We start from the raw sequence: 6,455 nt of genomic DNA, 5'->3' as shown, positions 1-6,455 counted from the left end.
GCGGGCCAGAGCGTCACGGTGAAGTTCAGCGCGGTCGAGGACGCCTCGCTGCAGACCTCCTTCGTGATCGACGACACCGCCGTCCAGACCGGCTGACACCCCCTCGCCAGCGCCGTCCCCCGCTGCCCGGCGGGGCGGGGGACGGCGCCGGCGGGCGGTGTCAGGAGACGAAGCCGATGACGCCGAAGCCGGGCCGCCGCCCCGCGTGGCGGAGCCAGCCGAGGACGTCGGCGACGGCGTCGACCACCTCGGGCTCCAGCGGCGGGGCGTGGCCGTCGCGCTCGCTCCGCTCGAACTGCTCCAGCGCGGCCAGGCAGCGCTCGTGCGTCCACTCACCGCAGCTCGGGTACTCCGCCGCGCTCGGCGGCACCCCGTCGGGCAGGGCGTCGCCGTAGTGGAACTCCGCGAGCGAGACCGCGGTGATCCGCAGCGCGCGCAGGCCCTCGTCGACGACGCTCAGCCAGCTGCCGCGGAACGGGGAGAAGCCGGAGTTGTCGAGGAACGAGCCGGTCAGCCGGCACAGGCGCCGGTAGGCGTAGCCGTACTGGAAGGCGTGGTCGGGGTCGGCCGAGTACGGCCCGCCGTGCACCACCGCGCGCAGCGCCTCGGCGGCGCCGGGGGCGCCGTCCTCGATCTGGCGCGAGAACCACTCGTCGTCCGAGGCCAGGTCGTCGCCGAAGTGCTCGTCGACGGCCCGCAGCAGCTGCTCGTCGCGGGAGCCGACCAGACGACGGGTGGCCGCGGTGTCGAGCAGGAAGACGCTCAGGGAGGAACTCATGCGCACAGCCTAGGGATCGGGGCCGACAACCAGGGGCCCGGTCCAGTCGCCCGTCCCGGCCAGCGAGAGGACGAGGGCGGCGATGTTCCAGGCGTCGTCCGCGCCGCTGTGGTGGCGGCCCTCCAGCGGGAGGCCCGCGAGTTCGAGGGCCCGGGCCATGCCGGGGCGCTTGCGCAGGCCGCGGGCGTCGGTGAAGACCGCCTTGGCGTTGGCGTGCCGGCGGCCGAACGGGTAGGCGGTACCGGTGGCCCGGCACTGGCGGCTGAACTGCAGCCGGTCGTAGTCGCCCCAACTCGCCCAGGGGCGCCGCCCCGCCGCGTGCTCGACGGCCAGCAGCCGGCAGGCCCCGGCGAAGGACACGCCGGTCTCCACCTCGCGCTGCGTCAGGCCGGTCAGCTCGGTGCAGAAGGCGCTGACCGCCGAGCGCCGCGGGCGCACCAGGATCCGGTGCCGGTCGACCCGCCGCCGGGCGGTGAGGTCGACCACCGTCAGCCCGATCTCGATGATCTCGCTGACCTGCCCGGGCGGCGGCTGCCCCTCCCAGCAGGTGGCCTCGACGTCCACCACGTTCCACAACTCCGGTTCCACGGCCCGATCATGCGCAGCCGCCGCCGGACGGGTCAACCGGATATCCCGGCCGCGCTCACCCCCGGGGCCAGAGCGGCTCCTCGGCGCGCCGCTCGGCCTCGCGCAGCACCCGCAGGACGTTGCGGCCGGTCAGGGCGGCCAGTTCGGCCGCCGACCAGCCGCGGGCGGCCAACTCGGCCAGCAGGACCGGGTAGCCGGTGACGTCGGGCAGGTCGGCGGGCTGCCGGTCGACGCCGTCGTAGTCGCCGCCGAGCCCGACGTGGTCGAGGCCCGCCACCTCGCGGGCGTGCTCGACGTGGTCGGCCACCTGGGCGGCGGTGGCCTCGGGGCGCGGGTGGGCGTCCAGCCAGCGGCGCAGCTCCGGGGGCGGGGGCGCGCCGGGGCCGGCGGCGAAGGCGGCCGCGTACTCGGCGGCCGCGGCGGACGGGGCCTCGCCCGGGGCCGGGTGGCGGGGCCAGGACCAGCGCGGCTCGGGCAGTTCCAGGCGCTCCCGTTCGGCGGCGAACGCGGCCCGCCAGGCGGCCACCTCGGCGGACACGAAGTCGGGCACGAAGGTCAGTTGCAGCACGCCGCCGTTGGCCCGGAGCAGCGCCAGCACCTCGTCGGAGACGTTGCGCGGGTGGTCGCCGACGGCCCGGCAGGAGGAGTGGCTGAAGATCACCGGCGCGGTGGAGGCGGCCAGCGCGGCCCGCTGGGTGGACTCGGCGGTGTGCGAGAGGTCGACCAGCACGCCGATCCGGTTCAGCTCGGCGACCACGGCCAGCCCCTCGGCGGACAGGCCGCCGACACCGGGGGAGCCGGGGTCGGTCGCCGAGTCCGCCCACGGGGTGTGGTGGTTGTGGGTGAGCGTCAGGTAGCGCACGCCCAGCCGGGCGTAGACCCGCAGCACGCCCAGCGAGGAGGCCAGCGAGTGGCCGCCCTCGACGCCCAGCAGCGAGGCGATCCGGCCCGCGGCGATCGCCGCCTCCACCTGGTCGGCGGTGGCGGCCGGGCGCAGCCGCTCCGGGTAGCGGGCGATCAGCCGGTGGGCCAGGTCGAGCTGCTCCAGGGTGGCCACGGCGGCCACCGGCTCGGGCAGGTCGGAGGGGACGTAGACGGACCAGAACTGCGCGCCCACCCCGCCCGCGCGCAGCCGGGGCAGGTCGGTGTGCAGCTCGGGCCGGGGCCCGTCCAGGCCCTCCACCGAGCCCCCGGCGCGGGCCCGCAGGGCGACCGGCAGGTCGTTGTGGCCGTCGACGACGGGGCTGCGGCGCAGCGCCTCCAGGACGGTGTCCCGCACGGGATCGGGGCGGCTGTTCACGGGGCGGTGGCTCCTGTCTGCTGCTGCTCGGGCAGTCGGGGTCGGCGGCGGGCGGCCTGCCGGTCCGGGTCGGGGACGGGCAGCGAGTCGATCAGCCGCCGGGTGTAGGGGTGTTCGGGCGCGCCGAGCACCCGGGCGGTGGGGCCGCTCTCCACCACCCGGCCGCGGTGCAGCACGGCGACCCGGTCGGCGACCCGCTCCACCACCGCCAGGTCGTGGCTGACGAACAGGGCGGCGAAGCCGAGTTCGCGCTGCAGCCGGGTGAACAGCTCCAGCACCCGGGCCTGCACGGAGACGTCCAGCGCGGAGGTCGGCTCGTCCGCGACCACCAGGTCCGGGTCGAGCGCCAGCGCCCGGGCCAGCGAGGCGCGCTGGCGCTGGCCGCCGCTGAGTTCGTGCGGGTGCCGTCCGGCGGTGTCGGCGGGCAGCCGGACCTGGTCCAGCAGTTCGCGGACCCGGGCGGCGACGGCGGCGCCGTCCAGCTCGGGGCGGTGCACCCGCAGCGGTTCGGCCACGCAGGCGCCGATGGTCAGCCGGGGGTCGAAGCTGGTGGCCGGGTCCTGGAAGACGAAGCCCAGCCGGCCGCCCCGGCCGGGGCGGCGGCGGGCGCCCGGGCGCAGCGTCTCGCCCAGCACGGTCAGGGTGCCGCCGCCGACCGGGACCAGCCCGGCGACGGCCCGGCCCAGGGTGGTCTTGCCGCTGCCGCTCTCGCCGACCAGCCCCAGCACCTCGCCCGCGCCGATCTCCAGGTCGACCCCGTCCACGGCGCGGAACGGCGGCCGCCCCCACCGCCCCGGGTACTCGACCACCAGGGCGCGGGCCGCGACCACCGGCGCCGCCACCCGCTCCGGCGGCGCCGGACGGGCCGGAGCCGCACCGAAGTCCGGTACGGAGGACAGCAGTTGACGGGTGTACGGGTGCTGCGGCGCGGCGAACAGCTCCCGCACCGGGGCCTGCTCGACGATCCGGCCCGCGCGCATCACCGCGACCCGGTCGGCCAGGTCCGCCACCACGCCCATATTGTGGGTGATCAGCAGCAGCGCGGTGCCCGACTCGTCCCGGCAGCGCCGCAGCAGGTCCAGGATCTCGGCCTGCACGGTGACGTCCAGCGCGGTGGTGGGCTCGTCCGCGACCAGCAGCCGGGCGCCCAGCGCCAGCGCCATCGCGATCACCGCGCGCTGCTGCTGGCCGCCGGACAGCTGGTGCGGGTAGTACCGGGCCCGCCGGGCGGGCTCGGGGATGCCGACCTGCTCCAGCAGTTCGACCGCCCGGGCCCGGCGCCGGGCCCGGTTGCCCAGGCCGTGGGCGCGCAGGCCCTCGGCGAGCTGCCAGCCGATCGGGAAGACCGGGTTGAGCGCGGTGGACGGCTCCTGGAAGACCATCGCCGCCGCCGTCCCGCGCAGCTCCCGCAGGGTGCGCCGGTCCGTGCCCAGCACGTCCACCGGGCCGGCGTCGCCGTGTGCCAGCAGCACCCGGCCCCGGGCGGCGGCCGAGTCGGGCAGCAGCCCGAGCACGCTGCGCGCGGTGACGGTCTTGCCGCTGCCGCTCTCGCCGACCAGCGCCAGCGCCTCCCCGGCCGCCACCGCCAGGTCGACGCCGCGCACGGCGTCCACCGCGCCGCCGTCGGTGGCGAACGACACGTGCAGGTCCTCGACGCGCAGCAGTTCCTCAGGCACGGGCGCGCTCCTTCGCGGCGGGCAGCGGGGTGACGGGGGCGGGCGCCCGGCGGCGGCGCAGCCGGGGGTCGGAGAGGTCGTTCAGGCTCTCGCCGAGCAGGGTGATGCCGAGGACGGCCAGCACGGTGGCGACGCCCGGGGCGAGGGCGGTCCACCAGATGCCCGAGGTGACGTCGGAGACCGAGCGGTTGAGGTCGTAGCCCCACTCGGCGGCCGAGTTCGGCTCGATGCCGAAACCGAGGAAGCCCAGGCCGGCCAGGGTGAGCACGGACTCGGCGGCGTTCAGGGTGAGCAGCAGCGGCAGCGAGCGCACCGAGTTGCGCAGCACGTGCCGGAACATGATCCGCAGGTGGCCGGTGCCGATCACCCGGGCGGCCTCCACGAACGGTTCGCCCTTGACCCGCAGCACCTCGGCGCGCACCGCCCGGAAGTACTGCGGCACGAAGACCAGCGCCACCGAGCAGGCGGCCGCGGTCAGGCCGCCGCCCAGGCTGGAGCGCCCGCCGCTGATCACCACCGACATCAAGATGGCCAGCAGCAGCGAGGGGAAGGAGTACAGCGCGTCCGCGACGCCCACCAGCAGCCGGTCGGTCCAGCCGCCCAGGTAGCCGGAGACCAGGCCGAGCAGGGTGCCGGGCAGCACCGACAGCAGCAGGGCCAGCCCGATCACGGCCACGGCGGTGCGGCTGCCCCACAGGGTGCGGGCCAGCACGTCGTAGCCGCCCGCGGTGGTGCCCAGCGGGTGGCCGTCCCCGGGCGGCCGCTGCGCGCCGAACAGGGCGCCGCCGTCCTGGAGCTGGGCGTGCCCCCAGGGCGCCAGCCAGGGCGCGAGCAGCGCGGTGAGCAGCAGCAGCGCGGTCAGCACGGCCCCGGTCAGCAGCATGGCGCGCTGCGGCCCGGCGCTGCCGCGCACCCGCTGCGGCAGCAGGCGGGAGAGGATCCGTCGGCGAGCGGTCATCAGTACCTCACCCGGGGGTCGATCAGCGCGGCCAGGGCGTCCACCAGGAAGTTGACCACCGCGACCACCACCGCGAAGAGCGCGACGATGCCCTGCACGGCGGCGAAGTCGCGCGCCGTCAGGTAGTGCGCCAGCTGGTAGCCCAGGCCCTTCCACTCGAAGGTGGTCTCGGTGAGCACCGCACCGCCCAGCAGCCCGGCCACCTGCAGGCCCAGCACCGTCACCACCGGCACCAGCGCGGGCCGGGCGGCGTGCCGGGAGAGCAGGCGCAGGCCGCCGACGCCGCGCGAACGGGCCGCCTCGACGTACTCGGCGTCCAGGGTGGCGATCAGGTGGGTGCGCACCAGCCGCAGCAGCACCCCGGCCAGCAGCAGGCCGAGCGCCAGCGCGGGCAGCACGCTGTGCCGCAGCACGTCGGCGACGGCCGCGCCGTCCCCGCTGCGCAGCGCGTCCAGCAGGTAGAGGCCGGTGGGGTCGGAGAGGTCCTGCAGGCGCAGTTCGGTGCCGATCGAGGCCCGGCCGGCCACCGGCAGCCAGCCCAGGCCGACCGCGAAGACCAGTTTGAGCAGCAGGCCGACGAAGAACACCGGGGTGGCGTAGCCGAGGACGGCGGCCAGCCGCAGCACCGCGTCCGGGGCGCGGTCGCGGTAGCGGGCGGCCAGCGCGCCCAGCGGGACGCCCACGGCGACGGCCACCAGCAGCGCCCAGCAGGCGAGTTCGAGGGTGGCCGCGCCGTAGGTGCGCAGCACCTCGGTGACCGCCCGGTTGTCGGTGGCGGTGCGGCCGAAGTCGCCGGTGGCGACCTGCCGCAGGTAGTCCAGGTACTGGGTGAACAGCGGCCGGTCGTACCCGGCGGCGTGCAGCTTCTGCTGGAGCTGGGCCGGGGTGAGCCGGTCGGCGAAGGCGGTGGTGACCGGGTCGCCGGTGGCCCGCATCAGGAAGAACACCGCGGTGAGCAGCAGCAGGACGGTGGGGAGGACGAGCAGCAGGCGGACGGCCAGGTAGCGGACCAGCGGGGAGCGGAGCACGGCCCGTGCTCCGCTCCCCGGGCCGCGCCGCGGTCCGTCGGTCCGTCCGTCGCGCCGTCCGCCCAGGGGCGGGGCGAGCGTCATGGTGGGGTTCCTCGTCGGGTTCCTCGGGGGCCGGGGGCGGTGC

At 76.7% G+C, this 6,455-nt stretch carries 6 protein-coding genes and 1 pseudogene; 1 reads left to right on the top strand and 6 read right to left on the bottom strand.

The genetic code is table 11. The annotated features are described in order from the left end of the window. A pseudogene (locus tag ABD345_RS40345) lies at window positions 1-96 on the top strand (neutral zinc metalloprotease); the annotation flags it as partial. A gap of 64 nt (window positions 97-160) precedes the next feature. Here the strand turns inward: ABD345_RS40345 and ABD345_RS24980 are convergent. The 6 genes from ABD345_RS24980 to ABD345_RS24955 are packed head-to-tail and all read right to left on the bottom strand — an operon-like array spanning window position 161 to window position 6,328. Next, entirely contained in the window at window positions 161-778 is a 618-nt protein-coding gene (locus ABD345_RS24980; RefSeq protein ID WP_344554847.1) for a DUF7691 family protein, read from the bottom strand. 9 nt (window positions 779-787) lie between these two features. Further along, complete coding sequence (locus tag ABD345_RS24975) at window positions 788-1,366, bottom strand: 3'-5' exonuclease (protein WP_344554846.1); 579 nt, start codon at window positions 1,364-1,366, stop codon at window positions 788-790. Between the two features lie 55 nt (window positions 1,367-1,421). Continuing rightward, window positions 1,422-2,666 (bottom strand): dipeptidase, encoded by a 1,245-nt coding sequence (locus ABD345_RS24970; RefSeq protein ID WP_344554845.1) that lies wholly within the window; start codon window positions 2,664-2,666, stop codon window positions 1,422-1,424. Next, window positions 2,663-4,342 (bottom strand): dipeptide ABC transporter ATP-binding protein, encoded by a 1,680-nt coding sequence (locus tag ABD345_RS24965; RefSeq protein WP_344554844.1) that lies wholly within the window; start codon window positions 4,340-4,342, stop codon window positions 2,663-2,665. Before ABD345_RS24965 ends, ABD345_RS24970 begins: the two co-directional genes overlap by 4 nt. Continuing rightward, a complete protein-coding gene (locus tag ABD345_RS24960; protein ID WP_344554843.1) occupies window positions 4,335-5,300 on the bottom strand; it encodes an ABC transporter permease in 966 nt (321 codons plus the stop codon). Before ABD345_RS24960 ends, ABD345_RS24965 begins: the two co-directional genes overlap by 8 nt. Then, on the bottom strand, window positions 5,300-6,328 hold the full coding sequence (locus tag ABD345_RS24955; protein ID WP_344554842.1) for an ABC transporter permease: 1,029 nt from the start codon (window positions 6,326-6,328) through the stop codon (window positions 5,300-5,302). The genes ABD345_RS24960 and ABD345_RS24955 overlap by 1 nt, the downstream gene beginning before the upstream one ends. Window positions 6,329-6,455: the final 127 nt, after the last annotated feature.

This window comes from Kitasatospora saccharophila, assembly GCF_039529925.1.
GTDB classification, from domain to species: domain Bacteria; phylum Actinomycetota; class Actinomycetes; order Streptomycetales; family Streptomycetaceae; genus Kitasatospora; species Kitasatospora saccharophila.
The sequence above is the reverse complement of the archived record's forward strand: the minus strand, read 5'-3'. Positions and strand labels throughout refer to the sequence as shown.